This window comes from uncultured Methylibium sp., from assembly GCF_902826655.1.
Taxonomy (GTDB): Bacteria; Pseudomonadota; Gammaproteobacteria; order Burkholderiales; family Burkholderiaceae_C; genus Methylibium.
Genome location: NZ_CADEFR010000013.1, coordinates 46,365 through 72,715, shown reverse-complemented (window position 1 = coordinate 72,715; position 26,351 = coordinate 46,365). Strand labels below are relative to the sequence as shown.

25 protein-coding genes are annotated in these 26,351 nt (G+C 68.5%); 11 read left to right on the top strand and 14 right to left on the bottom strand.

Translation table 11 applies throughout. The annotated features are described in order from the left end of the window. Positions 1-19: 19 nt before the first annotated feature. The 6 genes from pheT to thrS form a co-directional block, all read right to left on the bottom strand. On the bottom strand, positions 20-2,440 hold the full coding sequence (gene pheT / locus QZV97_RS08120) for a phenylalanine--tRNA ligase subunit beta (protein WP_295640997.1): 2,421 nt from the start codon (positions 2,438-2,440) through the stop codon (positions 20-22). 15 nt (positions 2,441-2,455) lie between these two features. Then, complete coding sequence (gene pheS, locus QZV97_RS08115) at positions 2,456-3,499, bottom strand: phenylalanine--tRNA ligase subunit alpha (RefSeq protein WP_295640995.1); 1,044 nt, start codon at positions 3,497-3,499, stop codon at positions 2,456-2,458. Between the two features lie 102 nt (positions 3,500-3,601). Further along, on the bottom strand, positions 3,602-3,958 hold the full coding sequence (gene rplT, locus QZV97_RS08110) for a 50S ribosomal protein L20 (RefSeq protein ID WP_295640993.1): 357 nt from the start codon (positions 3,956-3,958) through the stop codon (positions 3,602-3,604). 48 nt (positions 3,959-4,006) lie between these two features. Next, positions 4,007-4,210: a 50S ribosomal protein L35 gene (gene rpmI, locus QZV97_RS08105; protein WP_295640991.1), complete on the bottom strand. Its 204-nt coding sequence runs from the start codon at positions 4,208-4,210 to the stop codon at positions 4,007-4,009. Between the two features lie 116 nt (positions 4,211-4,326). Continuing rightward, positions 4,327-4,884 (bottom strand): translation initiation factor IF-3, encoded by a 558-nt coding sequence (infC, locus tag QZV97_RS08100; protein ID WP_295641011.1) that lies wholly within the window; start codon positions 4,882-4,884, stop codon positions 4,327-4,329. A 78-nt stretch (positions 4,885-4,962) separates the two neighbouring features. Next, positions 4,963-6,882 carry a threonine--tRNA ligase gene (thrS, locus tag QZV97_RS08095; protein ID WP_295640989.1) on the bottom strand — a complete coding sequence of 640 codons (1,920 nt, stop codon included), beginning with the start codon at positions 6,880-6,882 and terminating at the stop codon, positions 4,963-4,965. A 1-nt stretch (position 6,883) separates the two neighbouring features. On the opposite strand from thrS, the gene QZV97_RS08090 reads away from it, so the two are divergent. Continuing rightward, positions 6,884-7,045: a hypothetical protein gene (locus tag QZV97_RS08090; RefSeq protein WP_295640987.1), complete on the top strand. Its 162-nt coding sequence runs from the start codon at positions 6,884-6,886 to the stop codon at positions 7,043-7,045. 21 nt (positions 7,046-7,066) lie between these two features. Here the strand turns inward: QZV97_RS08090 and aceA are convergent, their stop codons facing one another. Continuing rightward, positions 7,067-8,365, bottom strand: coding sequence for an isocitrate lyase (gene aceA / locus QZV97_RS08085; RefSeq protein ID WP_295640985.1), 1,299 nt, complete (start codon positions 8,363-8,365; stop codon positions 7,067-7,069). A 316-nt stretch (positions 8,366-8,681) separates the two neighbouring features. On the opposite strand from aceA, the gene speB reads away from it, so the two are divergent. Further along, a complete protein-coding gene (speB, locus tag QZV97_RS08080; RefSeq protein ID WP_295640983.1) occupies positions 8,682-9,620 on the top strand; it encodes an agmatinase in 939 nt (312 codons plus the stop codon). Here the strand turns inward: speB and QZV97_RS08075 are convergent. From QZV97_RS08075 to QZV97_RS08045, 7 genes are all read right to left on the bottom strand, one after another. Next, on the bottom strand, positions 9,538-10,614 hold the full coding sequence (locus tag QZV97_RS08075; protein WP_295640981.1) for a vWA domain-containing protein: 1,077 nt from the start codon (positions 10,612-10,614) through the stop codon (positions 9,538-9,540). The genes speB and QZV97_RS08075 overlap by 83 nt on opposite strands. Then, positions 10,611-11,159: an MxaK protein gene (locus QZV97_RS08070; protein WP_295640979.1), complete on the bottom strand. Its 549-nt coding sequence runs from the start codon at positions 11,157-11,159 to the stop codon at positions 10,611-10,613. Before QZV97_RS08070 ends, QZV97_RS08075 begins: the two co-directional genes overlap by 4 nt. Further along, positions 11,150-12,214 carry a vWA domain-containing protein gene (locus QZV97_RS08065; RefSeq protein ID WP_295640977.1) on the bottom strand — a complete coding sequence of 355 codons (1,065 nt, stop codon included), beginning with the start codon at positions 12,212-12,214 and terminating at the stop codon, positions 11,150-11,152. The genes QZV97_RS08070 and QZV97_RS08065 overlap by 10 nt, the downstream gene beginning before the upstream one ends. Continuing rightward, on the bottom strand, positions 12,211-13,131 hold the full coding sequence (locus tag QZV97_RS08060) for a hypothetical protein (RefSeq protein ID WP_295640975.1): 921 nt from the start codon (positions 13,129-13,131) through the stop codon (positions 12,211-12,213). The genes QZV97_RS08065 and QZV97_RS08060 overlap by 4 nt, the downstream gene beginning before the upstream one ends. A gap of 1 nt (position 13,132) precedes the next feature. Continuing rightward, a complete protein-coding gene (locus tag QZV97_RS08055; protein ID WP_295640973.1) occupies positions 13,133-13,972 on the bottom strand; it encodes a DUF58 domain-containing protein in 840 nt (279 codons plus the stop codon). Between the two features lie 4 nt (positions 13,973-13,976). Beyond that, entirely contained in the window at positions 13,977-14,999 is a 1,023-nt protein-coding gene (locus QZV97_RS08050; RefSeq protein ID WP_295640971.1) for a MoxR family ATPase, read from the bottom strand. Positions 15,000-15,105: 106 nt separating this feature from the next. Further along, positions 15,106-15,597 (bottom strand): Lrp/AsnC family transcriptional regulator, encoded by a 492-nt coding sequence (locus QZV97_RS08045; protein ID WP_295640969.1) that lies wholly within the window; start codon positions 15,595-15,597, stop codon positions 15,106-15,108. A gap of 162 nt (positions 15,598-15,759) precedes the next feature. On the opposite strand from QZV97_RS08045, the gene QZV97_RS08040 reads away from it, so the two are divergent. From QZV97_RS08040 to QZV97_RS08000, 9 genes are all read left to right on the top strand, one after another. Next, positions 15,760-17,064, top strand: coding sequence for an aspartate aminotransferase family protein (locus tag QZV97_RS08040; RefSeq protein ID WP_295640967.1), 1,305 nt, complete (start codon positions 15,760-15,762; stop codon positions 17,062-17,064). A 61-nt stretch (positions 17,065-17,125) separates the two neighbouring features. Then, positions 17,126-18,451 carry an FAD-binding oxidoreductase gene (locus QZV97_RS08035; protein WP_295640965.1) on the top strand — a complete coding sequence of 442 codons (1,326 nt, stop codon included), beginning with the start codon at positions 17,126-17,128 and terminating at the stop codon, positions 18,449-18,451. 47 nt (positions 18,452-18,498) lie between these two features. Further along, positions 18,499-19,284 carry a gamma-glutamyl-gamma-aminobutyrate hydrolase family protein gene (locus QZV97_RS08030; protein WP_295640963.1) on the top strand — a complete coding sequence of 262 codons (786 nt, stop codon included), beginning with the start codon at positions 18,499-18,501 and terminating at the stop codon, positions 19,282-19,284. 92 nt (positions 19,285-19,376) lie between these two features. Further along, positions 19,377-20,744, top strand: coding sequence for a glutamine synthetase family protein (locus tag QZV97_RS08025; protein WP_295640961.1), 1,368 nt, complete (start codon positions 19,377-19,379; stop codon positions 20,742-20,744). Positions 20,745-20,775: 31 nt separating this feature from the next. Continuing rightward, positions 20,776-22,179, top strand: a complete 1,404-nt coding sequence (locus QZV97_RS08020) for an aspartate aminotransferase family protein (RefSeq protein ID WP_295640959.1) — start codon at positions 20,776-20,778, stop codon at positions 22,177-22,179. Between the two features lie 93 nt (positions 22,180-22,272). Then, positions 22,273-23,388, top strand: a complete 1,116-nt coding sequence (locus QZV97_RS08015) for a polyamine ABC transporter substrate-binding protein (RefSeq protein ID WP_295640957.1) — start codon at positions 22,273-22,275, stop codon at positions 23,386-23,388. A gap of 23 nt (positions 23,389-23,411) precedes the next feature. Beyond that, complete coding sequence (potA, locus tag QZV97_RS08010) at positions 23,412-24,509, top strand: polyamine ABC transporter ATP-binding protein (RefSeq protein ID WP_295640955.1); 1,098 nt, start codon at positions 23,412-23,414, stop codon at positions 24,507-24,509. Positions 24,510-24,516: 7 nt separating this feature from the next. Continuing rightward, positions 24,517-25,449 carry an ABC transporter permease subunit gene (locus tag QZV97_RS08005; RefSeq protein ID WP_295640953.1) on the top strand — a complete coding sequence of 311 codons (933 nt, stop codon included), beginning with the start codon at positions 24,517-24,519 and terminating at the stop codon, positions 25,447-25,449. Continuing rightward, on the top strand, positions 25,446-26,309 hold the full coding sequence (locus tag QZV97_RS08000; RefSeq protein ID WP_295640951.1) for an ABC transporter permease subunit: 864 nt from the start codon (positions 25,446-25,448) through the stop codon (positions 26,307-26,309). Before QZV97_RS08005 ends, QZV97_RS08000 begins: the two co-directional genes overlap by 4 nt. Positions 26,310-26,351: the final 42 nt, after the last annotated feature.

The following is a 26,351-nucleotide window of genomic DNA, read 5'->3' as shown; positions in this document are numbered from 1 at the left end:
ATGTCCTCGATGGGAAGGGTCAGCCGCGCAGCCGGGCGCCGAGGCGGGTCGACAGCGTGTCGATGACGGCCCGCACGGCGCCGTCGATGCGTTCTTCGGTGAGCGGTGTGTCGTCGTCCAGAAGTTCCAGGCGCACGGCGAGGCTGCGCTCCTGGGGGCCAAGTTCAGGCGTGGCCGCCTTCGGCCGGTAGACGTCGAACAGCCGCGCGGCGCGGACGATGCCGCCGGCCGGAGCCTCGGCGATGGCGCGCATCAGCGCGTCATGGGTCACCGGCTCGCCGACGACGACCGCCAGATCGCGCACCACGGCCTGCTGCTTGGCGATCGGTGCGTAGATCGGCAGCGTGCCGTCGAACAAGGCTGCGGCATCGAGCTCGAAGACGACCGGCGCCTGCGGCAGCTCGTAGGCCTGGCGCCAGCGCGGGTGGAGCTCGCCGACCCAGCCGATGGATTGGCCATCGAGCTCGATCCGGGCGCTCCGGCCCGGGTGCAGAGCCGGATGTTCGGCGGGCACGAAACGCGCCTGCCGCGGCACGAGCAGGGTCTCGACGTCGCCCTTGATGTCGAAAAGGTCGACCGGGCGGTCGGTGGCGGCCCATTGCAGGTCGTCGGCGGCACCGTAGGCCAGGCCGGCCAGCCGCAGCGGTTGGCGCAGACCGGCGACGCTGCCGTCGCCATCGAGGGCGTCCGCCGTGCGCAGGAACACGCGGCCCAGCTCGAACACGCGCACGCGCGCCGCCTTGCGGGCCAGGTTGCGGCGCAGCACGTCGACCAGACTGCCGATCAGGCTGCTGCGCATCACCGCCAGCGGTGCGGCGATCGGGTTGAGCAGCCGGATCGGATTGGCGTTGCCGGCGAGATCGTGCTCCCAGCGCGCCTCGACGAAGCTGAAGTTGACGGTCTCCTGGTAGTCCAGGGCCGCGACCGCGCGGCGCAGCGCGTGGGGACCGCGGCGCGTCTCCGACCGGACTCGCGGCACCACCGGCGCCACCGGCGGATCGTCCGGCAACGCGCCGTAGCCGACCACGCGGATCACCTCCTCGATCAGGTCTTCCTCGATCGTCAGGTCGAAGCGCCAGCTCGGCGGCGTGACGGTGACCGTGCCTGGCCCTTCGACGAAGGGCAGATCTAGCCGCCGGAACACGTCGACGCACTGCGCCTGGGTGATCGGCAGGCCGATGATCTTGGCCGCGCGAGCGACGCGCAACGTGACCGGCGGCCGCTCGGGCAGTCGCGCGGTCTGGTCGTCCATCGGGCCTGCCTCGCCGCCGCAGATGTCCTGGATGAGGCGCGTGATGCGCTCGATGTGCGGCACGGTCCCGGCCGGGTCGACGCCCCGCTCGAAGCGATGGCCGGCATCGGTGCTGAAGTTGTAGCGGCGCGACCGGCCTGCCACGGCCTCGGGCCACCAGAACGCGGCCTCGACGTAGACGTTGCGCGTGTCGTCGGACACGGCGGTCGCCTGCCCCCCCATGATGCCGGCCAGCGATTCGACCTGCCGGTCGTCGGCAATCACGCCGACCGCCGCATCGACCGTGATGGTGTTGCCGTTCAGCAGCTCGAGCGATTCGCCCTGGCGTCCCCAGCGGACCACCAGGCCACCATGGATCTTGTCCAGATCGAAGATGTGCGAAGGCCGGCCGAACTCGAACATCACGTAGTTGGAGATGTCCACGAGCGGACTCACCGGGCGCTGGCCGCAGCGCGCCAGGCGCTCCACCATCCAGGACGGCGTTTGCGCCTTCGGATTCACGCCGCGGACGATGCGGCCGGAGAAGCGCCCGCACAGGTCCGGCGCCTCGATGCGGACCGGCAGACGCGCATCGTGCGTTGCGCCGACCGGCGGGAAGTCGGGGGTGCGCAGCGGTGCACCGGTCAGCGCGCTGACCTCGCGTGCGATGCCGTAGACGCTGAGCGCATGCGCCAGGTTGGGGGTGAGCTTCAGCGTGAACAGCGTGTCGTCGAGCTGCAGGTGCTCGCGCAGATCGAGCCCGACCGGTGCGGCGTCGTCGAGGACGAGCAGGCCACCGTGATCCTCGGACAGCTTGAGCTCGCGTGCCGAGCACAGCATGCCCTGGCTCTCGACGCCGCGCAGCTTGCCCAGCTTGATCGCAAACGGCGCGCCGCCCTCCTCGGCCGGCGGCAGTTCGGCCCCGACCAGGGCGCAAGGCACCTTGATCCCCGGCCGGACGTTCGGTGCCCCGCAGACGATCGCGAGCGCTTCGCCGGTGCCTGCGTCGACGCGGCAGACGTTGAGCCGGTCGGCATTGGGATGCCGGTCGACGGCCAGCACGTGGCCGACGACGACGTGCGTGAATGCAGGCGCGACCGGACGCAGGTCCTCGACCTCGAGGCCGGCCATCGTCAGCGTGTCCGCCAGTTCGGCGGTGGAGATCGGCGGGTTGCAGAACTCGCGCAACCAGGATTCAGGAAACTGCATCGTCGAGTCCGGGGCTTACTTGAACTGGGTCAGGAAACGCAGGTCGCCATCGAAGAACAGCCGCAGGTCGCCGACACCGTAGCGGAGCATCGCGAGGCGATCGATCCCCGAACCGAATGCAAATCCGATGTACCGCTCCGGGTCCAGGCCCATGTTGCGGATCACCTGCGGATGCACCTGGCCGGAGCCCGACACCTCGAGCCAACGCCCCTTCAGCGGACCGCTGCCGAACATCATGTCGATCTCGGCGCTGGGTTCGGTGAACGGGAAATAGCTCGGCCGGAAGCGGATCTGCAGGTCGTCGGTCTCGAAGAAGGCGCGGATGAAGCGCAGGTAGACCGCCTTCAGGTCCTTGAAGCTGATGCTCTCGCCGACCCAGAGGCCTTCGACCTGATGGAACATCGGCGAGTGCGTCGCATCGCTGTCGACGCGGTAGGTGCGGCCCGGCGCGATCACTCGAATCTCGGGCATCGTCGCCGCGCCGGCGTACCTGCGCGCATGCGCCTGCGCATAGCGGATCTGCATCGGCGACGTGTGCGGACGCAGGTTCAGCGGCCGGCCCTCTGCGTCGTTCAGGTCGACGTAGAACGTGTCCTGCATCGACCGGGCCGGGTGGTTCTCGGGGTTGTTCAGCGCCGTGAAGCTGTACCAGTCGGTCTCGATCTCGGGACCGTCGGCCACGTCGAAGCCCATCGAGCCGAAGATGGATTCGATGCGCTCCATCGCCCGCGTGATCGGGTGCAAGCCGCCGCTGCCGCGACGGCGGCCGGGCAGGCTGACGTCGAGCGACTCGGCCTGAAGCTGCCGGGTCAGTTCGGCGTCGGCCAGCGCCTGGCGGCGCGCGGCCAGCAGGCCCTCGACTTCCTGCTTGGCGGCGTTGATCTCCGCGCCCCGCGCCTTCTTCTCGTCGACGGACAGGCTGGACAGCTCCTTCATCCGGGCCGTCAGCTCGCCGGCCTTGCCCAGGAAGCGTGCCTTGGCATCCTCGAGTTCAGCGGGCGTGCGGGCCTGCCCGAAGGCCTGTTCGGCTCGCTGGACCAGCTGGCTGAATGCTTCCATCGGAACCGTCTCGTGCTGTGATCGGATACTGGAAAAAGCAAAGGGCCGACGCTCGCGCCTCGGCCCTTGCCACGTGCCGGGCCCAGTGGGCCCGAGACACGATCAAGCGAGCTGGGCCTTCGCCTTCTCGACGATGCTGCCGAAGGCAGCCGGATCGTTGACCGCCATGTCGGCCAGCACCTTGCGATCGATCTCGATCGAGGCCTTCTTCAGGCCGGCCATGAAGCGGCTGTACGTCACGCCGAAGCTGCGGGCCGCGGCATTGATGCGAGCGATCCACAGGCGACGGAACACGCGCTTGCGGTTGCGGCGGTCGCGGTAGGCGTACTGGCCGGCCTTCATCACCGCCTGCTTGGCGATGCGGTAGACGTTCTTGCGGCGGCCGCGGAAGCCCTTGGCGAGCTCCAGGACCTTCTTGTGACGAGCGCGGGCGGTGACACCACGTTTGACGCGAGGCATGTCTTACTCCTTCTTCAAGATGTTCGGAGACCTGACGGACGCAATGGCTCAGAGGCCCGCGAACGGCAGCATCTGGGCCATGTGGCCCATGTTGGTCTCGTGCACGTTGGTCGCACCACGCAGGTGGCGCTTGTTCTTCGTGCTCTTCTTGGTGAGGATGTGGCGCTTGAACGCCTGGCCCCGCTTGACGGTGCCACCCGGACGCACGCGGAACCGCTTGGCCGCGCTCTTCTTGGTCTTCATCTTGGGCATGACTGCTCCTTCTTCGTTGTTCCCGTGAGGCGCCGCGAACCGATCGCGGACTTGGCTCAGGCCTCCGGGCACTTGCCGGCGCTGCGGTGACCAGACCGCAACGCCGGAAACTCGAATCACTTCTTCCTCTTCGGCCCCAGGACCATGATCATCTGGCGGCCTTCGAGCTTCGGCATGTTCTCGACCACCGAGACGTCGGCCAACTCGTCACGGATCCGCTCCAGCAGCCGCATGCCGATGTCCTGGTGCGTGATCTCGCGGCCCCGGAACCGCAAGGTCACCTTGCCCTTGTCGCCTTCCTCGAGGAAGCGACGCAGGTTGCGCATCTTGATCACGTAGTCGCCTTCGTCCGTGCCGGGCCGGAACTTCACTTCCTTGATGTCGATGACATGCTGCTTGGCCTTGGCCTCGGCGGCCTTCTTCTGCTCCGAGTACTTGAACTTGCCGTAGTCCATCAGCCGGCAGACCGGGGGGTCGGCCGTCGCAGCGATCTCGACCAGATCGACGTCAAGCTCACCAGCCATGCGCAGGGCTTCCTGGATGCTCACGATGCCGAGGGGTTCGTTCTCGGGGCCGTTGAGGCGCACTTCCGGGGCCATGATCTCCCGGTTCAGCCGGTGCTTGCGTTCGTCGTTCCGGGTTCGACGATCAAAGAAATTAGCGATGGTTCGAATCCTTCCGGGTCTTGCGACCTCTCACGTTCAACACACACGCACCCGCGGACGATGGAGAGCGGCAAACATCAAGCCGCATCACACCTTCCGGGTGATGTCACTAGCGATCCTCTGGGAGAAGGCTTCTAGGGGCATCACGCCGAGGTCCTGATTGCCTCGGGCGCGCACCGCAACAGCTCCCGCTACCTTCTCCTTGTCGCCGACGACAAGGATGTAGGGGAGCTTTTGCATGGAATGCTCGCGGATTTTATACGTGATTTTCTCGTTGCGCAAATCAACGGCGACTCTAACTCCTTGTTTTTGCAGCGTTTTCGCAATCTCTGCGGCGTAGGAAGCCTGTCCGTCGGTGATGTTGAGCACCGCCAACTGCGTCGGAGCCAGCCAGGCCGGCAGCGCGCCTGCGTGCTGCTCGATGAGGATCCCGATGAAGCGCTCGAGGCTGCCGACGATCGCCCGATGCAGCATGACCGGCCGCTGGCGCGAGCCGTCCTCGGCCACGTACTCGGCATCCAGACGTTCCGGCAGCGAGAAGTCGACCTGCATCGTGCCGCACTGCCACTCGCGGCCCAGGGCATCCTTGAGCGTGTACTCGATCTTCGGCCCGTAGAAGGCTCCGTCTCCAGGAGAGATCGTGAACTGGCATCCTGACGCGCGCAGGCTCTCCATCAGGGCCGCCTCGGCCTTGTCCCAGCTCGCGTCCGACCCGATCCGGGCGGCAGGCCGCGTCGCGACCTTGTAGACGATGTCCTTGAAGCCGAAGTCGGCATAGACCTTCTGCAGCAGCGCCGTGTAGGCGACGCACTCCGGCAGGATGTGCTCTTCCGTGCAGAAGATGTGGCCGTCGTCCTGCGTGAACCCGCGCACCCGCATGATCCCGTGCAGGCCACCCGTCGGCTCGTTCCGGTGGCACTGACCGAACTCGCCGTAGCGCAGCGGCAAGTCGCGGTAGCTCTTGATGCCCTGCTTGTAGATGAGGATGTGCCCCGGGCAGTTCATCGGCTTGAGTGCGTAGTCGCGCTTCTCGGACTCCGTGACGAACATGTTCTCGCGGTACTTGTCCCAGTGGCCGGTCTTCTCCCACAGCCCCTTGTCCAGGATCTGCGGGCCCTTGACCTCCAGGTAGCCGTTGTCGCGGTACACCTGCCGCATGTACTGCTCGACCTGCTGCCAGACGGTCCAGCCCTTCGGATGCCAGAACACCAGGCCTGGCACGTGCTCGTCGAGGTGGAACAGGTCGAGTTCGCGCCCGAGCTTGCGGTGGTCGCGCTTCTCGGCCTCCTCGAGCCGTGTCAGGTAGGCCTGCAGGTCGTCCTTCGTCGCCCAGGCCGTGCCGTAGATGCGCTGCAGCATCTCGTTGCGATGGTCGCCGCGCCAGTAGGCTCCCGCCACCTTCATCAGCTTGAAGTGCTTGAGCTTGCCCGTGGAGGGCACGTGCGGGCCACGGCACAGGTCCTCGAACGCGCCCTCGCGGTACAGCGAAACCTGTTCGCCCGCCGGGATGCTGCCGATGATCTCGGCCTTGTAGTGTTCGCCCTGCGCCTTGAAATGCGCCACCGCCTCATCGCGCGGCAGCACACGGCGCTCGACCTTCTCGTCCTTCTTCGCGAGTTCGGCCATGCGTGCCTCGATCGACGCCAGATCCTCGGGCGTGAAAGGCCGCTTGTAGGAGAAGTCGTAGTAGAAGCCGTTCTCGATCACCGGGCCGATCGTGACCTGGGCTTCCGGGAACAGCTCCTTCACGGCGTACGCCAGCAGGTGCGCCGTCGAGTGGCGGATCAGATCGAGCCCGTCCGGGTCCTTCTCTGTCACGATCGAAAGCACCGCGTCGTGGTCGATGCGATGACTCGTGTCGACCAGCCGGGCATCGGCACCCTGCCCGATCCGGCCACCGAGCGCAGCCTTGGCGAGGCCGGCGCCGATGGATGCGGCGACTTCGGCGACCGTCACCGGCCCGGGGAACTCGCGTCGGGAGCCGTCTGGGAGTTGGATCGAAACCATCGTGAACCTCTGGGACAAACAAAAAAGCGCGGTGGAGACCGCGCTTCGAGACGAGAAAAACAGACGTGCTCAGGCCGCGGTCGGACAAACCCTGTCGAAGGTCGTCGTAGTTCGCGGTGTCATAACCCGTCGTGCCTTTCCCGTTCTTGCCGTTGAGGCTTGATTCTAGCCGCCGGCACCTGCTTCAGTGGTGCGTGCCGTCGAAGAACTGCTCGTCCTCGGTCGAGCCCTTCAGCGCGGCGGTCGAAGACAGCGCCTCGATCGTCGTCGTGACAGCATCGAAGTAGCCCGTGCCGACCTCGCGCTGGTGCTTCACCGCGGTGAAACCCCGCTCGGCGGCGGCGAACTCCTTCTCCTGCAGCTCGACGAAGGCGCTCATGTTGTTGCGCGCATAGCCGTAGGCCAGGTCGAACATCGAGTAGTTCAGGCTGTGGAAGCCGGCCAGCGTGATGAACTGGAACTTGTAGCCCATCGCGCCCAGCTCGCGCTGGAACTTGGCGATCGTCGCGTCGTCGAGGTTCTTCTTCCAGTTGAACGACGGCGAGCAGTTGTAGGCCAGCAGCTTGCCCGGGAACTTGGCGTGGATCGCGTCGGCGAAGGCCTTGGCGAAGGCCAGGTCGGGTTTGCCGGTCTCGCACCAGATCAGGTCGGCGTAGGGCGCGTAGGCCAGGCCACGGCTGATCGACTGCTCGAGGCCGTTCTTCGACTTGAAGAAGCCCTCGACGGTGCGCTCGCCGGTCAGGAAGGGCTTGTCGTTCTCGTCGACGTCGCTGGTCACCAGGTCAGCGGCTTCCGCGTCGGTGCGCGCCAGCAGGATGGTGGGCGTGCCCATCACGTCGGCGGCCAGGCGGGCCGCAACGAGCTTGGCGACAGCTTCGCGCGTCGGCACCAGCACCTTGCCACCCATGTGACCGCACTTCTTGACCGAGGCCAGCTGGTCCTCGAAGTGCACGCCGGCCGCGCCGGCATCGATCATCGACTTCATCAGCTCGAAGGCGTTGAGCACACCGCCGAAGCCGGCTTCTGCATCGGCCACGATGGGCGCGAAGAAATCGGTGTCGTTCTTGCCCTCGCTCCACTGGATCTGGTCGGCGCGCTGGAAGGTCGCGTTGATGCGCTTGACGACCTTGGGCACCGAGTCCACCGCGTACAGCGACTGGTCGGGATACATCTCGCCGTTGCTGTTGGCGTCGCCAGCGACCTGCCAACCCGACAGGTAGATCGCCTTCAGGCCGGCCTTGACCTGCTGCATCGCCTGGTTGCCGGTCAATGCGCCGAGCGAGTTGACGAAGGGCTCGGTGTTGATCAGGTTCCACAGCTTCTCGGCGCCGCGCTTGGCCAGCGTGTGCTCGATCGGCAGCGAGCCGCGGAGTCGGACCACATCGGCGGCGCTGTAGCCACGCTTGATGCCCTTCCAGCGCGGGTTCTCGGCCCAATCCTTCTCGAGGGCGGCGGCTTGCTGTTCACGGGTCGGTTGGCTCATGTCGGACTCCGGTTGGATGAAAAGTGATGAGGAAGCGGATGCTCTGTAGCCTAAGCGCACGTGTGCCGTACGGCAAGACTTATGTCTTATAGAAGAGTTGAAATTATCTTGTTGAAAAACAATGATTTAGGAACAGAATTTCCGTATGCGAAATCCCATCTACCGCAATGAAAAATTTTGCGGTGACGCAACAACATAAAATTTCTCGATACGAAAAGGCGATTCCGCAATGCGGAGAATGTGATGGCTGCGTCTTCGCTGCGATCGCGCGTTCGATCGGGCAGACGCTGTCCCGGCGCCATTGCATGATGTGGACATGAGCAGCTTCGCCTACCTCTCCAACACCACCTTCTTGAAGTCGCCGCCGAGCGATCCGAGCCGCCGCTACGCCGTCGCCGGCGTCGCCTGGGACGGATCGGTGACGAATCGCCCGGGGGCGCGCTTCGGGCCCCGATCGATCCGCGAGGCGAGCCACATGCTCTGCGACGGCACGCATCCCCACTTCGACGTCAGTCCCCAAGCCGTGCTCACGGACCTGGGCGACCTGCCCCTGCCGAACACCAGCCTCGAGCGCATGCGTGGTGCGATGCTGCCGGTGGTGGCCCCCCTGCTGCGCGAGCATCATCTCGCCTGGCTCGGCGGCGACCACTCGATCACCCTGCCGCTGCTGCGGGCCTATGTCGAATGGCTCGGCCGGCCGGTGGCCGTCATCCACTTCGATGCGCACTGCGACACCTGGGAGGATCACTTCGGCGAGCCGAGCGGCCACGGCACCTGGGTCTACGAGGCGATCAGCGAAGGCCTGGTGGTCGCGCCCTGCTTCACGCAGATCGGCATCCGCTCGCCCGGGGCACGCGAGGCACGCGAGTACGTCCGCGACCAGGGCGGGCAGATCTTCACGGCGCGCGACCTCCGCGGTCTCGAGAGTCCGGCCCAGCTCGCGCCGGCGCTGCAGGCGGTGCGCGAGCGCCTCGCCGCGCACGGCCATCCACCGGTCTACCTGAGCCTGGACATCGACTGCCTGGACCCGGCATTCGCCCCCGGGACCGGCACGCCCGAGCCGGGCGGGCTCAACACCAACCAGGTGCTCACACTGCTGGAGGAACTCGCCGACCTCGATTTCATCGGCATGGATTGCGTCGAGGTCGCCCCGCCCTACGACCACGCCGAGCTCACGAGCTACGCGGCAGCGAACTTCGTGTGGACCTACCTGAGCGGTCGTGCCGCTCGCGACCGCCAGCGCTCAGCGCGCTGATCCGGTCCCTCAGCGCCGGCCACGGCAGGTAGACCGCCAGCACGGCGGCCAGTGCGACGAGGGCGAGCATCCAGCCGACATCCATCCGGGAGACGATCGGATGGGCCAGGCGGCGGTCCGTGAGCGCGCGGTACAGCGCTTCGGGATCATTCAGCCGGTGATAGACGAGGCCCGTCTCCTCGGCCAGCAGGCGCAGATAGGGTTCCCTGAGCGAGGACAGATGCTCGGTGCCGGGCGTTGCGCCCACCAGGGCCGGCGCCCCCCCCGGCCCATCGTCCACCATCTGCTCGCCGGCGACGCTGCCGCCGCGCCCGAAGCTGCGCGGGTCGCGCTGCATGACCTCGTCGGCGGCCCAGTAGCCATAGGTGCGGCCTTCGGGGTCGAGCTTCGGGATCGGCGCGGGTCGGTCGCCACCGACGCCGACGACGAGACCCGGCACGACCCGCACCGCGCCCTCGTCGCTGGGCCGGTACTGCGGATGGACCGGCGGCGCCTCGTGGCCATCGGTGACGAACACCAGTGCCGGCTTCGACGACAGCGCCTTGGCGATCTTCAGCCCGCTGTACAGGCCCTTGGCGACCTCGCTGTTGCCGGTCCAGGCCATGCGGGCGTCGATGTGGCCCAGCATCGCCAGCAGTTCGCGCTGATGCTCGCAGACCTCGACCGGCTCGAGCAGCAGGAAGGACCGGTACTCGGTGAACAAGCCCCAGCCGACCCGGCTGCCGCAGGGCAGACGCCGCAGCGATTGCGCCAGTGCCCAGCGCGCCTGCTCGAGCCGCGTCACCGGTTCACCGTCGCGCAGCAGGTCGGCCACCTCCATGCTCTGCGTGACGTCGAGCACGATGAGCAGATCGTGTTGCTGCTGCGGCCAGTGGAGGGCCGGCCGCCCGAGGGCCGCCAGCAGCGCCAGCGCGGCGACGAGCAACAGCCCGCGCGCCCCGCTGCGCCGCAGGCTCGTGGCGGTCGCCCGCCAGCCGGGCAGCGGCGACTTCATGGCAGTCCGCGCGACACGCCGCGCATCGTCGTCGCGGCGCGCTCCGCGTTCTCGGGCGGTCCGCCCGCGTCGACCGGCGCGTCGTCGGGATCGGGCTGGAGACGCTGCGCGCGCTCGAGGTTGTAGCGGGCATCCCAGTGCTGCGGATCGACGCGCAGCACCTCCCGGTAGCCGGACTTCGCCAGCTCGATCAGGGGCAGCGCCTGGCCGGGCAGCGGCGACTCGCGCAGGACCAGCGCCTGCAGGAACAGCTGGTTGGCGGCGTTGTAGCGCGCGGCCTGTCCCAACTCGTCGTCGCCCTGCAGCAGGCGGTAGGCGTCGACGGCCGCCTCGTGCGACTTGCGCGTCGCCAGTTCGCTGGCGTGCGCGAAACGGACTTCCTCGCGCGCCGACAGCGGCGGGCGCGCCGGCACGCCCGCCGCGATGTGCGCGTTGTCGGCCGCCTTGTCGCGCCAGCGCCAGCCGTCCAGCGCCGCGGCCGCGGCCAGCAGGCCCAGCAGCAGCCAGGCCGAGGCGAGTCGTTGTCGCGGCGTCATCAGCGCCATGCCCGATGCTCCATCCAGCGGCTGGCCAGCAGCAGCAGCACCGCCGCCAGGGCGACCGCATAGGCCATCGACGAGAGGTCGCGCCGCGGCACCACGTCGCGATAGGTGATCGGCAGGTTCTCGAGCCGGCCCACGTCGGCGATGGCGCGCTGGAGGGCCTCGGGGTTCTCGGCCTCGTAGGCGCGGTAGGGCGTGCCGGCCGACGCGAAGAAGCGGTCGAGGAAGACCTCGGGCACGGTGTCGGCCTTGCCCGGTGTGTCCCCGGCCGCGGCCTTGAGGCCCGGGCTGCGGGCCGAGCGGATGTAGATCCAGTACAGCGACACGCGCTGCTCGCGCAGGCGGTCCGTGAGGGCCTGGCGCACGCCGGGGTCGATGTGGTCGCCGCCGTCGGAGACCAGCAGGACGATGCGCGAGCCGGTGTAGGGACGGTCGTCGAAGAAGCTCAGGCCGTGCAGCAGCGCGGTCGCGATGTCGGTCTCGCCCAGGCCGCGGCCGATCTCGCCGGCCGCGATCGCGGCCTGGACCATCTCGGGCTTCTGGGTGAAGTCGAGCACGCGCATCGGCAGCGTGCTGAAGATCGCCATGGCGAAACGGTCTTCCGTACGGCCCGCCGCGAACTCCGACAGCATGCGCCGGGCCGCCTGGCCCTTGGTGACCCGCTCGCTGTCGTCGGGCTGGTTGTAGGCATACCAGGCCGCCGTGCCGGGCGCGGGGGCGCGGCCCCGCGGCGCGCTGCTGACAAAGCGCTCGTCCATGCTGCGGCTGCGGTCGAGCAGCACCACGATCTCGGCGCCCTGACCGACGCGCTCGACCTCGTACTCCGCGCGGTAGACGCCGGCAAGGCCGATGACCAGGGCGGCCACGGCCAGCGCGCCCACGACGCGCAGCAGCCAGTGCAGCACGTCCGACGCCCGGTCGGCCGGCAGCAGTCCGAGCCAGGAATGGGCGCGCTCGGCGCGGCCGTCGCGCCACAGCGGCAGCAGCAGCAGGGGCAGCAGCAGCAGCCAGGCCGGATGCGCCCAGCCGATCGACAGCCACAGCCCGGCCACGCTCATGCTGCCCCCCGCTCGACATCGAAGCAACGCCGGCAGAAGTCCCGCAGCCACTGCCGGTCGGCATCGATCAGCGCGCTTTCGCGAAAGAACAAGGCCTGCGATCGATCGAAGAAGCGGCCGAGGTCGTCGCGCAGTGCGGCGAAGCGCGGCCGCTCGCCGACGAAGCGTTCGATCCCGTCGGCCTGCACGACGCGACCGGCACTGGCATCCAGCGCGGCGTGCAGCGCCCGCCAGGCGCCGAGCCAGCGCTCGGCCGGCGCGTCGAGCGGCAAGCTGGCCAGCTGCCGTTGAGCGACCGCGAAGGGCTGCTGCCGACGGCGCCACCACGGCCAGCCGACGTGGACATAGGCCAGGTAGGCGAGCGGGCCGAGGGCCAGCACCGCATACAGCAGCAGCCGCACGCGTTCCGGCCGCGTGTCGACGGGCCGCGGCAGGCGATCGGGCCGCAGCGCGCCGAAGCCGGCGCGCAGCACCGGCTCGGCCGGCGCGAGCGGCACCACGCCGACCGGTGCGTAGTCGACGCGCAGCTCCTCGCCGCGCGGCTGGCCCTCGAAGCGCAGCACGAAGCTCGGCAGGTCCAGCACGCGCGGCTCGCCGGGTGCGCGGAACACCTGGTAGTCGAGCTGCAGCAGGTGCCGCACGCCGCCGATCGTGGTGTCGCGCTCGTGCTGCACGCGCCGCAGTTCGAAGCTCTGGCCGACGCGGCCGGGCGCCGGCAGCGATCCCTCGACGAGCTTCAGCCGCGCCGGCACGTCCAGCACGATGCGGCGCGTCACGACATCGCCGACCATGTGCCCGAAGGCGCGCGGCTCCGTGATCTGCACGCCGATCGCATCGGGCTCGGCGGCGAGCGCGCCGACCACCGCGAGCCCGCAAGCCAGGCCGAGCAGCAGGCCACGCCAACGCGACGTCGTCATCTCAGGCCCGCACGAAATGCGCGCTCACCGCGTCGGCGCGGTAGCCGTCGTCCAGCACCAGCGGGTCGAGGCGATGGAGATGGAACAGCGCCTGCAGGGCCGCGCGACGCGCGGCCTGCGCGGCGACCCAGCGCTCGCGCAAGGCCGTACGCATCCAGACCAGCCGCTGCTGGCCGGTCTCGGGGTCGCTCAGCTGCAGGATGCCGTTGCGGGGCGGCTCGAACTCGTGCCGATCCCACAGCAGCACCGGCACGACCTCGTGATGCGCCAGGGCGGCCAGCACGCTGTCCAGCTCGGGCACCGGCAGGTGGAAGTCCGAGACCACGAATACCAGGCTGCGCCGCTGCGGCAGGGCGCGCGCGGCCAGTGCGAGACCGCGCGCCGAGCCGTGCGGCTGCAGGGCGCGCAGCCGCTGCGCGAGCAGCCCGCCCTGCCCGCGGCGCCGCGTCGGCGGCGTCAGCCAGTCGCGGCGCACCGCGTCGTCGCAGCCCACGAAGCCGAAGGGATCGCCATGGCGCCAGGCCGACTGCGCCGCCGCTTCGGTGAAGTCCGCCAGCACGTCCAGCTTGGCGCGTTCGCCGCGATAGGCCATCGAGGCCGACAGATCGGCGACGACGATCACCGGGACCGCCATCGGTTCGCTGAACACCTTGAGCTGCCACTGCCCGAAGGCGTCGCGCAGGCTGGCATGCACGTCGATGCGGCGCACGTCGGCGGCATCCAGCAGCGGCACATGGCCGCGGAACTCCAGGCCCGACTCGCCGCGGCGGCTGCGATGTGCCCCCGGCCCGTGGCCGCTCGCGCGGCCCCGCACGCGGTAGTGGAACTCGGAGACGGCCATCGGCTCAGGGCGCGGCGACGCGCGACACGATGCCGTCCATCAGCGCGTCGATGATCTCGGTGCGCCGCAGCTCGTACACCGGCTGCAGGCACAGCCGGTGCGCGATGGTCTCGTAGAAGACGGCACGCAGGTCCTCGGGCGTCGCGTAGCTGCGGCCGTCGAGCCAGGCCGCAGTGCGGGCGGCCCGCAGCATCAGGCTCATGCCACGCGGGCTGGCGCCGGCCAGCATCAGGTCGCGTGTGTCGGCCTGCTCCAGCGCCACGCCGTAGTCGGCCGGCGCGCCGGTGGCGCGCCACAGGTGGAGCGCGTAGTCGCGCAGCGCGTCGGACGCCTGGATGCCGTGCTGCACCGCCGCCGCCACCGTGCCCAGCTCGCGGTAGGGCAGCATGCCGAAGGGCAGCTCGCCGACCAGCGCATCGGTGTCGTGATAGCGCGGATCGAACATCAGCGCGCGGCGGTCGGCGTCGCTCGCCGGCGCGTCGATCGCGATCTCCATCATGAAGCGGTCGCGCGCCGCGGCCGAGATGTCGAACGTCTCCTCGCGCTCGACCCGGTTGCGGTCGGCGAACACCAGCAGGTGCGGAAAGCGGAACTCGCGGTTAAAGGCCGTCAGGCTGCGTTCGGCCATCACGCGCAGCAGCAGTGCGTGCACCTGCGGCCGGGCACGGTTGATCTCGTTGAAGAAGAAGATCGCCAGGTCGTCGCCGTGCTCGGTCAGCGGACCCGGATCCACCTGCGGCCGCCCGTCGGTGTTGATGTGCGTGTGATAGACCAGATCGGCCGGCATCAGGTCGACGGTGCCCTCGGTGCGGCCGAAGGCGCCGCCGATCAGGCGTGCCACGCTGCGCAGCAAGGTCGTCTTGCCGACGCCGACGTCGCCCTGCAGCAGCACATGCCCCCGCGCGAACACGGCGGTGGTGATCAGTCGCAGTGCGCGCGCCTGCCCGATCACGGCGCGACCCGCCAGCGCCTCGAGTTCCAGTGCCCGGCCGCGCCAGTCGGCCAGCAGGCCGTCATTCGAATCCATGCGTTTCCTTGCACGACCGTCGAAGCCGTGTCGGTCGAGCATCGCAAAGCCGGCGGCCCGACACAAGCTGCGGGCTTTCCCCGGGAGCGTCCCGGAACGGCACGCCTCAGACCAGCAGCGCCGTGGTCTTCTTGATGGTCCGCAGCACCAGCATCGAGTTCGAGCGCAGCACGCCCGGCAACCGCATCAGCACCTGGCTGTGAAAGCGCTCCAGGTCATCGGCGTCCCGGTAGGTGAAGCGGATCAGGTAGTCGTTGGTCCCGGCGACATAGAAGCAGTCCAGGATCTCGGGCACGCCCCGCACCGCGCCCTCGAAGGCCTCGATCGCGATGCTGGTCAGCCGCTCGAGGTTGACGATCGTGTAGCTCGTGCCCGGCTGGCCGACGGCGCGGGGGTTCACCAGGGCCACGTAGCTGGCGATGACGCCGCCCTCCTCCAGCTGCTTGACGCGCCGCAGGCAGGCCGAGGGCGACAGGTGCACGCGCTGCGCCAGCTCCAGGTTGGAGACGCGCCCGTCGACCTGCAATTCGCCCAGGATGGCTCGATCGATGGCGTCCAGGGACGCATCGGATTGCGCGCGAACTGTCTTGGGTGGCATATTGTTTCGAGCTGACGACTAGACAGCGCAATCTTATGCCGCCTTCGGGGGCTTCTACCCGGTCATTGCGCAATCACATTGCGTGCGGGCCCGACTAGACTGGATTGCATGCACTGTCACAGCCTGCAGCAGTGACGTGACCTGCTTCACGAGGAAGACCCGATGACGACCGATCTCGACGCCTACTGGATGCCCTTCACGGCGAACCGGCAATTCAAGAAGGCGCCGCGTCTGCTGTCGCGCGCGGAAGGCATGCACTTCTGGACGCCCGAAGGCCGCCAGGTGCTGGACGGCATCGCCGGCCTGTGGTGCGTCAATGCCGGCCATGCGCGCCCGAAGATCATCGAGGCGATCCGCAAGCAGGCCGGCGAGCTCGACTTCGCGCCGCCCTTCAACATGGCCCACCCCAAGGCCTTCGAGCTGGCCGAGCGTCTGGTGCAGATCGCGCCGGCCGGCATGAACAAGGTCTTCTATACCAACTCGGGCTCCGAGTCGGTCGACACCGCGCTGAAGATGGCGATCGCCTACCACCGCGCCCGCGGCGAGGGCCAGCGCACCCGGCTGATCGGCCGCGAGCGCGGCTACCACGGCGTCAACTTCGGCGGCATCTCGGTGGGGGGCATGGTCGCCAACCGCAAGATGTTCGGCACGATGCTGGGCGGCGTCGACCACATCCGCCATACGCACGATGCGCGCAACCTGTTCTCGGTCGGCCAGCCGGCGCACGGCGTCGAACTCGCCGACGACCTGGAGCGCCTGGTCGCACTGCACGACGCCAGCACCATCGCGGCCGTCATCGTCGAGCCGGTCGCCGGCTCCACCGGCGTGCTGCTGCCGCCGCAGGGCTACCTCGAGCGCCTGCGTGCGATCTGCGACAAGCACGGCATCCTGCTGATCTTCGACGAGGTCATCACCGGCTTCGGGCGCACCGGCGCGCCTTTCGCGGCGCAGCGCTTCGGCGTGACGCCGGACCTGATGACGGTCGCCAAGGGCCTGACGAACGGCTGCGTGCCGATGGGCGCCGTGTTTGCCAAGCAGGCCATCCACGACACCTTCATGAACGGCCCCGAGCACATCATCGAGTTCTTCCACGGCTACACCTACTCGGGCCACCCGCTGGCCTGCGCCGCGGCCATCGGCACGCTGGACACCTACGCCGACGAGGGCCTGCTGACGCGCGCCAGCGAGATGGAGGCCTACTTCGCCGAGTCGCTGCATGCGTTGAAGGGGCTGCCGCACGTGATCGACATCCGCAACATCGGCCTGGTGGGCGGCGTCGAACTGCAGCCGATCGAGGGCAGCCCCGGCAAGCGCGCCTTCGACATCTTCCTCGCCTGCTGGGAGAAGGGCGTGCTGATCCGTACCACCGGCGACACGGTCGCGATGTCGCCGCCGCTGATCATCAACCGCCAGCAGGTCGACCAGCTGATCGGCAGCCTGGCCGACGCGTTGAAGCGCGCGGCCTGAGCCCGCGTCCGCCGGCCGCCACGACGACACGCACACGAGGGCACTGCCTAGCGCATACCGTATGAGCCTCCTTCGCGCCGACCAGGACCTCACGCGAGACTCTTACTACGTGGCCACCGCGCCGCGCGAGACGGACTTTCCGGCGCTCGAAGGCGGCATCACCGCCGACGTGGCCATCGTCGGTGGCGGCCTGGCCGGCCTGTCGGCCGCCATCGAGCTGGCCGACCGCGGCTTCAGCGTCGCGCTGCTCGAGGCGCGGCAGATCGGCTGGGGCGCGTCGGGCCGCAACGGCGGGCAGGCCATCCACGGCCTGGCCTGCGACCAGGACGAGATCGAGTCGCAGCTGGGCCTCGACGAAGCCCGGCGCGTCTGGTCGATGTCGATCGAGGCGCTGGACCTGATCCGCGAGCGCTGCCGCCGCTTCGCGATCGACTGCGACTGGCAGGACGGCTACCTCGGTGTGGCGGTCGGCGCCCGCAAGGCCGCCGAGCTGCAGCGCTGGCATGCGCGCACCGTCTCGGTCTACGACTACCCGCTGCGCTGGATCGGCCCCGACGAACTGCCGCAGTGGATCGCGAGCCCGCGTTTCCACAGCGGCCTTCACGACCCGCGCTCCGGCCACCTGCATCCGCTGAAGTACAGCCTGGGGCTGGCGAATGCGGCGCGATCGCTGGGTGTGAGGATCTTCGAGCAGTCGGCCGTGACGGCGCTCGAGCCGGCGATCGCGCCCGGCACGTCCAACCTCGTGCGCACGGCGCAGGGCAGCGTGCGGGCGCGGCAGGTGCTGCTCGCCGGCAACGTCTACCTGCAGGAGCTGGCACCGCAGATCGCGCCGCAGCTCGGTGCGCGCATCATGCCGGTCGGCACCTACATCGTCTGCTCCGAACCGCTGGACCCGGCGCTGTGCGCGTCGCTGATCCCGTCGCGTTCGGCCGTCTGCGACACCAACTTCGTGCTCGACTACTTCCGCCCGACCGCCGACCACCGCCTGCTCTACGGCGGACGGGTCAGCTACAGCACCGTCACGCCCATGCACCTGGCCGACGGGATGCAGCAGCGCATGGCGACCACCTTCCCGCAGCTGCAGGGCACGCGCGTCGACTACGCCTGGGGCGGCTTCGTCGACATCTCGATGAACCGGGCGCCGGACTTCGGCCGGCTGCCGGGCCAGGCCGCCAACGTCTACTACCTGCAGGGCTTCTCGGGCCACGGCCTGGCCCTCACCGGCCTGGCTGGCAAGCTGGTGGCCGAGGCGATGGCCGGCGACGCCTCGCGCTTCGACACCTTCGCGCGCCTGAAGCACCGTCGCTTTCCCGGCGGGCGCCTGCTGCGCACGCCCGCGCTGGTGCTGGGCATGGCCTACTACCGGCTGAAGGACGCGCTGTGAACAAGCCCGAAGCCCTGCGTGGCATGCCGCTTGCACGAGGCCCGGCCATGGGCTCCTCCGCTCGCCCGGTCGTGCTGGTCCCGGCCTGCAACCGCCGGATCGGCCACCACCCCTTCCACATCGCCGGCCAGAAGTACGTCGACGCGGTGCGGCTGGCCGGCTGCCTGCCGCTGGTCGTGCCGTCGGCGCAGTTGCAGGAGATCGACGAACTGCTGGACCTGGCCGATGGCGTCTTCCTCACCGGCTCGCCGAGCAACGTGCATCCGCGTCACTTCGGCGAGGCTGTCCACGACCCCTCGCTGCCGCTGGACCCCGCGCGCGACGACTGGACCCTGCCGCTGATCCCGCGGACGCTGGAACGCGGCATCCCGCTGTTCGCCGTCTGCCGCGGCTTCCAGGAGACCAACGTGGCGCTCGGTGGCAGCCTGCACCAGGCGGTGCAGGAGCAGCCGGGGCTGATGGACCACCGCGATCGTCACGATGATCCGGTCGAGGTGCAGTACGGCCCGGCCCATCCCGTGCACGTGCAGCCGGGCGGCCTGCTGGCCACGCTGCTGGGCGAGACGGAGTTCAAGGTCAACAGCCTGCATGGCCAGGGCGTCAAGCGCCTGGCCGACGGCCTGCGCGTCGAGGCCCTGGCGCCGGACGGCGTGGTCGAGGCCTTCTCGCGCCCGTCGGCGCCGGGCTTCAACCTCGGGGTGCAATGGCATCCCGAATGGCAGGCGCGCGACAACCCCGTCTCGATGACGCTGCTGCGCGCCTTCGGGGATGCCTGCCGCAGTTTCCGGGAGCTGAACCGAGAGTCGGTGCGCGAGCGTCCCCGCGTGCCCTAGGTCCCTGGCGGCCCCGGCCCGGCCGGGGTGCGATGCGATGGCGCGCCGCCTCCCCTTCCCTGCACAGCGCGCAGCAACCGAACAGGTGACATATGGTGGTCCGAGACAATTTCACTTTCAGCGAACTCGAGCAGTGGCTCAATGAACGGCGCGTGACCGAGATCGAGTGCCTGGTGCCCGACCTCACCGGCGTGGCCCGCGGCAAGATCCTGCCGCGCCAGAAGTTCACCGAGGACCGCGGCATGCGGCTGCCCGAGGCGGTCGTCGCCATGGGCGTGACCGGCGAGTTCCCCGAGGAAGGGCCGTACTACGACGTCATCAGCCCGACCGATCAGGACATGCACCTGCGTCCCGATCCCAGCACGGTGCGCATCGTCCCCTGGGCGACCGACCCGACCGCGCAGGTGATCCACGACTGCTTCGACCGCGACGGCAAGCTGGTGCCGTTCGCGCCGCGCTCGGTGCTGCGCCGCGTCTGCGAGCTCTACGACGCCGAGGGCTGGGACCCGGTCGTCGCGCCCGAGCTGGAGTTCTACCTCGTGGCCCGCAACACCGACCCAGACGTGCCGCTGAAGGCACCGATCGGTCGCAGCGGCCGCGCCGAGACCTCGCGCCAGGCCTACTCGATCGATGCGGTCAACGAGTTCGACCCGCTGTTCGAGGACGTGTACGACTACTGCGAGAAGATGGAGCTCAACGTCGACACGCTGATCCACGAGATCGGTGCCGGCCAGATGGAGATCAACTTCTTCCACGCCCACCCGCTGGGCCTGGCCGACGAGGTGTTCTTCTTCAAGCGCACGCTGCGCGAGGCGGCGATGCGCCACGACATGTTCGCCACCTTCATGGCCAAGCCGATCGCCGGCGAGCCGGGCAGCGCGATGCACGTGCACCAGAGCATCGTCAGCAAGCAGACCGGCCGCAACCTGTTCAGCAACGAGGACGGCTCGCCGAGCCAGGAGTTCTACTGGTACATCGGCGGCCTGCAGAAGTACGTGCCGGCGGCGATGGCGCTGTTCGCGCCCTACGTCAACAGCTACCGACGGCTGGTGCGCAGCAACGCCGCGCCGATCAACATCCAGTGGGGCACCGACAACCGCACGGTGGGCATCCGCTCGCCGGTGGCCACCGCGATGGCGCGGCGCATCGAGAACCGCGTGATCGGCGCCGACGCCAACCCCTACGCCGCCCTGGCCGCCACGCTGGCCTGCGGCTACCTCGGCATCAAGCACCGCATCGAACCGACGCCCGAGTGCAAGGGCGACGCCTACCTCGGCGACTTCCAGCTGCCGCGCAGCCTGGGCGAGGCGCTGGAACTGCTGCGCGCCGAGAAGGACCTGGCCGAGGTGCTGGGCACTCCCTTCGTCACCGTCTACACCGAGGTCAAGGAGATCGAGTACGCCGAGTTCATGAAGGTGATCTCGCCCTGGGAGCGCGAGCACCTGCTGCTGCACGTCTGACCCGCCGACCGACGCACCCAAGGAATCCGCCATGAACGCCGTCCTCCACCCGCGCCAGGCGCGCGACACCCAGGCCTGGCAGGCCGCCGACGCCGCCCACTTCCTGCATCCCTTCACCGACTTCCATGCCCTGGCGAAGAAGGGCTCTCGCATCATCACGCAGGCCGACAACATCTACCTGCGCGACAGCGAAGGCCAGCGCATCCTCGACGCGATGAGCGGCCTGTGGTGCGTCAACGTCGGCTATGGCCGGGCCGAGCTGATCGACGCCGCCACCGCGCAACTGAAGCAGCTGCCCTTCTACAACGCCTTCTTCCAGACGGCGACGCCGCCGGCCATCGAGCTGGCCGAACTGCTGGCCGAGGTCACGCCGCCGCAGTTCCAGCACGTGTTCTTCTCGGGCTCGGGCTCGGAGGGCAACGACACCGTCGTGCGCATGGTGCGCCGCTACTGGGACGTGCTGGGCCAGCCCGAGCGCAAGGTCATCATCAGCCGCAACAACGCCTACCACGGCTCGACGATGGCCGGCGCCTCGCTGGGCGGCATGAGCGGCATGCACGCCCAGGGCGGCCTGCCGATCCCCGACATCACGCACATCGAGCAGCCGCACTGGTACGAACTCGGCCGCCCGCAGGGCCTGTCGCGCGCCGAGTTCGGCCGCCTGGCGGCGTCATGGCTCGAGAAGAAGATCCTCGAGGTCGGCCCCGAGCGCGTCGCGGCCTTCATCGGCGAGCCCATCCAGGGCGCCGGCGGCGTGATCATCCCGCCCGAGACCTACTGGCCCGCCGTGCAGGCGATCTGCGACAAGTACGGCATCCTGCTGGTGTCCGACGAGGTCATCTGCGGCTTCGGCCGCACCGGCAACTGGTGGGGCTGCGAGACCCTGGGCTCGAAGCCCGACCTGATGACCTTCGCCAAGGGCGTGACCTCGGGCTACATCCCGCTGGGTGGCGTGATGGTCGGCGAGCGGGTCGCCAAGGTGCTGATCGAGCAGGGCGGCGAGTTCAACCACGGCTACACCTACAGCGGCCACCCGGTGGCCTGCGCGGTGGCGCTGGCCAACATCCGCCTGATCCAGCGCGAGCGCCTGGTCGAAAAGGTCCGCACCGAGACCGGCCCCTACCTGGCGCAGCAGTTCGCCACGCTGGACGAGCACCCGCTGGTCGGCAACGCCGAGACCTGCGGCCTGATGGGCGCCATCACGCTGGTCAAGGAAAAGGACCGAGGCACGCCGTTTGCAAGCGAGCTCGAGGTCGGCATGGTCTGCCGCGGCCACTGCTTCGGCAACGGCCTGATCATGCGGGCCGTCGGCGACCGCATGATCATCGCCCCGCCGCTGGTGATCACGCGCGAGCAGATCGACGAGATGATGAGCCTGATCCGCCGCTGCCTGGACCTGACCTGGGCCGACGCGCAGGCCCGGGGCTGGGTCTGACCGCATGGCCAGCGGTCGGCGTCTCGGACAAGCTTTGCGTTAACGGATTTTCCTGACATCCCTGATCGGTTTCAACCTGGAGGACTGCCCATCATGAAGCTGTTGCCCGTCGGTGCCTTGAGTGTTCTTGCCTTCACCGTCCTTGCGCTCGCGTCGGCCGGCGCGCGGGCCCAGGAAGAGGAGAAGGTCCTCAACGTCTACAACTGGTCCGACTACATCGCCGAGGACACGCTCAAGAACTTCGAGAAGGAAACCGGCATCAAGGTCCGCTACGACAATTTCGACAACAACGAGATCGTCCACGCCAAGCTGGTGGCCGGCAAGACCGGCTACGACATCGTCGTGCCGTCCTCGTACTGGGCCAAGATCCAGGCCGACGGCGGCCTGCTCGCCAAGCTCGACAAGGGCAAGATCCCGAACTACAAGAACCTCGACCCCGCGCTGCAGGAGCAGCTGGCCAAGCTCGATCCGGGCAACCAGTACCAGGTCAACTGGCTGTGGGGCTTCACCACCATCGGCGTCAACGTCGACAAGGTCAAGGCCGCGCTCGGCAGCACGCCGATGCCGGACAACGTCTGGGACCTGGTGTTCAAGCCCGAGTACATCTCCAAGCTCAAGAGCTGCGGCGTCAGCTTCCTCGATTCGGCCACCGAGATCATCCCGGCCGCGCTGCACTACCTGGGCAAGCCGGCCTATTCCAAGAGCCAGGCCGACTACGCCGGCGTGGCGCCGCTGCTCAAGAGCGTGCGGCCGTACGTGACGCTGTTCAGCTCGTCGGGCTACATCAACGATATGGCCAACGGCTCGATCTGCCTGGCCCTCGGCTGGTCGGGCGACATCAACATCGCCAAGCAGCGCGCCATCGACGGCAAGACCGGCCAGAAGATCGAGGCCCTGGTGCCCAAGACCGGCGGCATCCTGTTCTTCGACGTGATGGTGATCCCGGTCGACGCGCCCCACCCCGGCAACGCCCACAAGTTCATCGACTACATGCTGCGCCCCGAGGTCAGCGCGAGCCTGACCAACAAGGTCTTCTACGCCAATCCCAACAAGGAATCGAAGAAGTTCATCAAGCCCGAGGTCGCCGGCAACCCGACGGTCTTCCTGCCGGACGCCGAGATGAAGAAGATGCAGGCACCGGACGCCCTGTCCAACGACATCCGGCGGACGATGACGCGGCTGTACACGAGCTTCAAGACCGGTCTTTGACCCTCGGCGCCGGGAGAGGGAGCATGAGCGCCATACCGCAGGCCTTCCTGCAGATCCAGGACGTGGTCAAGGACTTCGGCGGCGGTGCCGTCGCGGTCAACCACGTCAGCCTGGAGATCGCCAAGGGCGAGATCTTCGCGCTGCTCGGTTCGTCCGGCTGCGGCAAGACGACGCTGCTGCGCATGCTGGCCGGCTTCGAGACGCCGACCTCGGGGCGCATCCTCCTCAACGGGCAGGACCTCGCGAAGATGCCGCCCTACGAGTGCCCGATCAACATGATGTTCCAGAGCTACGCGCTCTTCCCGCACCTCACGGTGTGGGAGAACATCGCCTTCGGCCTGCGACGCGAGGGCATGGCCAAGGACAAGATGGTCGAGCGCGTCGAGACCATGCTCAAGCTGGTGCAGCTGGGCAAGTACGCGCAGCGCAAGCCGCACCAGCTGTCGGGCGGCCAGCAGCAGCGCGTGGCGCTGGCACGCAGCCTGGCCAAGCGGCCGCAGCTGCTGCTGCTCGACGAGCCGCTGGGCGCGCTCGACAAGAAGCTGCGCGAGGAAACGCAGATCGAACTGGTCAACATCATCGAGGAGGTCGGCGTCACCTGCGTGATGGTCACCCACGACCAGGAAGAGGCGATGACCATGGCCTCGCGCATCGCCGTGATGAGCGAGGGCCGCGTGCTGCAGGTCGGCGCGCCGAGCGAGATCTACGAGACGCCGGCCACGCGTTTCGTCGCCGACTTCATCGGCAACGTCAACCTGATGGACGGCCGGCTGACCGAGGACCACCCGGACCGCGTCGTCATCGACTGCGAGGACTGCAGCCACCTCGTCGGCCACGGCATCACCGGCACCGAAGGCATGGCGGTCAGCGTCGCGGTGCGGCCCGAGAAGATCCGGCTCGCGCGCGACGAACCCGCCGGCCCGCACAACCGCGTGCAGGGCACGGTCCAGGACCTGTCCTACTTCGGCAGCTTCACGGTCTACCACCTCAAGCTGCAGAGCGGCCGCACGCTCAAGATCAGCCAGAGCAACGTCGACCGCCACCGCGACAACGAGCTGACCTGGGGCGACGCCGCCTGGGCCTCGTGGACTCCGTCCGCGCAAGTGGTGCTGACGCAGTGAGGCCCGCATGCGCCGCCTGACCGCCCTGTGGACCTGGCTGAAGCGCGGCCGCACGGCCGTGATCGGGCTGCCCTACCTGTGGCTGCTCGCCTTCTTCCTGGCGCCCTTCCTGATCGTCCTGAAGATCAGCGTCTCCGAGATGGAGAACGTCCGCTTCAAGGATCTGCTGGTGCTGAAGGACGGCGTGCTGGCGCTGTCGCTGAAGTTGTCGAACTACGTCTTCATCACCGAGGACGACCTCTACTTCGCGACTTACGTGTCGAGCGTCAAGTACGCGGCCATCACCACCGTGCTGTGCCTGGCCATCGGCTACCCCTTCGCCTACTTCATGGCGCGAGCCAAGGCCACGCTGCAGCCGGCCCTCCTGATGCTGGTGATGCTGCCGTTCTGGACCTCCTTCCTGCTGCGCGTCTATGCCTGGAAGGGTCTGCTGGGCGAGAACGGCTGGGTCTCCGAGTTGCTGATCGCGCTGAGGCTGGACCACGTGCTGCTGGCCGCCGGCCTGATCGCCGCCGAGGGCAAGTTCATGAACACGCCCTTCTCGCTGGTCGTGGGCATGGTCTACACCTACCTGCCGTTCATGATCCTGCCGCTGTACGCCAACCTGTCCAAGATGGACCTGCGGCTGCTCGAGGCGGCGCAGGACCTGGGCGCGACGCCAGCGACCGCGTTCTGGAAGATCACGGTACCGCTCTCCAAGGCCGGGATCATCGCCGGCTCGATGCTGGTCTTCATCCCCTGCGTCGGCGAGTTCGTCATCCCCGAGCTGCTCGGCGGGCCGCAGACCCTGATGATCGGGCGCGTGCTGTGGGACGAGTTCTTCAGCAACAACGACTGGCCGATGGCATCGACGGTCGCCGTCGTGATGGTGCTGCTGATCATCGTGCCGCTGGCGCTGTTCAACCGCTACCAGGCGCAGGCCCAGGAGAAGCGGCCATGACGGCGCGCCGCACCTTCTTCGGCGCAACCTTCGCGCGCCGCTTCGGCTTCGGCTGGCTCGGCGCGGGCTATCTGTTCCTCTACCTGCCGATCCTCGCGCTCGTCATCTACTCGTTCAACGACTCGCCGATCCCCAGCGTCTGGACCGGCTTCACGCTGAAGTGGTACGCGGCCCTGCCGGCCGACCGCGAGATGATCGGCGGCCTGTGGCTCAGCCTGAAGATCGCCTTCTTCACCGCCTGCGGCTCGGTGGTGCTGGGCACGCTGGCGGCCTTCGCGCTGGTCAAGTACCGGCGCTTCACCGGGCGCACGCTGTTCTCGGGCATGGTCAACGCGCCGCTCGTGATGCCCGAGGTCATCGTCGGCCTGTCGCTGCTGCTGATGCTGGTGTCGGTGCAGCGCGCGCTGGGCTTCCCCGAGCGCGGGATGCTGACCATCTGGCTCGGCCACCTGCTGCTGGGCATGGCCTACGCGACCGTCGTGATCCAGGCCCGCCTGCAGGACCTGAACCCGCAGCTCGAGGAAGCCGCGATGGACCTCGGCGCCCGACCGCACCAGGTGTTCTACCTGGTCACGCTGCCGATGATCGCGCAGTCGCTGTTCTCGGCCTGGCTGCTGACCTTCACGATCTCGCTCGACGACGTCGTGCTGTCGGCCTTCCTGTCCGGGCCCGGCTCGACCACGATGCCGCTGGTGATCTTCTCGCGCGCCCGACTGGGCGTGAACCCGAGCGTCAACGCGATGGCGACCGTGATCATCGCCGTCGTCGCCATCGGCGTGCTGACCGCCAGCTACCTGATCGCCCGCGCCGAGCGCCAGCGCGCCCTGGCCATGGCCGCCGCGCAACGCGCCGGCGGCTGATACGCCTCACCGCATCCACGAACCCGAACGACCTTCAAGAGA

What these genes read in the sequence shown, in the direction of transcription:
- QZV97_RS08060 (WP_295640975.1), bottom strand. Translation starts at nt 13,131, where the DNA reads ATGACGACGTCGCGTTGGCGTGGCCTGCTGCTCGGCCTGGCTTGCGGG.
- QZV97_RS08005 (WP_295640953.1), top strand. Translation starts at nt 24,517, where the DNA reads ATGCGCCGCCTGACCGCCCTGTGGACCTGGCTGAAGCGCGGCCGCACG.
- QZV97_RS08055 (WP_295640973.1), bottom strand. Translation starts at nt 13,972, where the DNA reads ATGGCCGTCTCCGAGTTCCACTACCGCGTGCGGGGCCGCGCGAGCGGC.
- QZV97_RS08075 (WP_295640981.1), bottom strand. Translation starts at nt 10,614, where the DNA reads ATGAAGTCGCCGCTGCCCGGCTGGCGGGCGACCGCCACGAGCCTGCGG.
- rplT (WP_295640993.1), bottom strand. Translation starts at nt 3,958, where the DNA reads ATGCCTCGCGTCAAACGTGGTGTCACCGCCCGCGCTCGTCACAAGAAG.
- pheT (WP_295640997.1), bottom strand. Translation starts at nt 2,440, where the DNA reads ATGCAGTTTCCTGAATCCTGGTTGCGCGAGTTCTGCAACCCGCCGATC.
- rpmI (WP_295640991.1), bottom strand. Translation starts at nt 4,210, where the DNA reads ATGCCCAAGATGAAGACCAAGAAGAGCGCGGCCAAGCGGTTCCGCGTG.
- QZV97_RS08000 (WP_295640951.1), top strand. Translation starts at nt 25,446, where the DNA reads ATGACGGCGCGCCGCACCTTCTTCGGCGCAACCTTCGCGCGCCGCTTC.
- QZV97_RS08035 (WP_295640965.1), top strand. Translation starts at nt 17,126, where the DNA reads ATGAGCCTCCTTCGCGCCGACCAGGACCTCACGCGAGACTCTTACTAC.
- QZV97_RS08065 (WP_295640977.1), bottom strand. Translation starts at nt 12,214, where the DNA reads ATGAGCGTGGCCGGGCTGTGGCTGTCGATCGGCTGGGCGCATCCGGCC.
- QZV97_RS08070 (WP_295640979.1), bottom strand. Translation starts at nt 11,159, where the DNA reads ATGGCGCTGATGACGCCGCGACAACGACTCGCCTCGGCCTGGCTGCTG.
- QZV97_RS08025 (WP_295640961.1), top strand. Translation starts at nt 19,377, where the DNA reads ATGGTGGTCCGAGACAATTTCACTTTCAGCGAACTCGAGCAGTGGCTC.
- QZV97_RS08015 (WP_295640957.1), top strand. Translation starts at nt 22,273, where the DNA reads ATGAAGCTGTTGCCCGTCGGTGCCTTGAGTGTTCTTGCCTTCACCGTC.
- speB (WP_295640983.1), top strand. Translation starts at nt 8,682, where the DNA reads ATGAGCAGCTTCGCCTACCTCTCCAACACCACCTTCTTGAAGTCGCCG.
- QZV97_RS08020 (WP_295640959.1), top strand. Translation starts at nt 20,776, where the DNA reads ATGAACGCCGTCCTCCACCCGCGCCAGGCGCGCGACACCCAGGCCTGG.
- QZV97_RS08050 (WP_295640971.1), bottom strand. Translation starts at nt 14,999, where the DNA reads ATGGATTCGAATGACGGCCTGCTGGCCGACTGGCGCGGCCGGGCACTG.
- QZV97_RS08040 (WP_295640967.1), top strand. Translation starts at nt 15,760, where the DNA reads ATGACGACCGATCTCGACGCCTACTGGATGCCCTTCACGGCGAACCGG.
- QZV97_RS08045 (WP_295640969.1), bottom strand. Translation starts at nt 15,597, where the DNA reads ATGCCACCCAAGACAGTTCGCGCGCAATCCGATGCGTCCCTGGACGCC.
- pheS (WP_295640995.1), bottom strand. Translation starts at nt 3,499, where the DNA reads ATGGAAGCATTCAGCCAGCTGGTCCAGCGAGCCGAACAGGCCTTCGGG.
- QZV97_RS08030 (WP_295640963.1), top strand. Translation starts at nt 18,499, where the DNA reads ATGGGCTCCTCCGCTCGCCCGGTCGTGCTGGTCCCGGCCTGCAACCGC.
- potA (WP_295640955.1), top strand. Translation starts at nt 23,412, where the DNA reads ATGAGCGCCATACCGCAGGCCTTCCTGCAGATCCAGGACGTGGTCAAG.
- aceA (WP_295640985.1), bottom strand. Translation starts at nt 8,365, where the DNA reads ATGAGCCAACCGACCCGTGAACAGCAAGCCGCCGCCCTCGAGAAGGAT.
- thrS (WP_295640989.1), bottom strand. Translation starts at nt 6,882, where the DNA reads ATGGTTTCGATCCAACTCCCAGACGGCTCCCGACGCGAGTTCCCCGGG.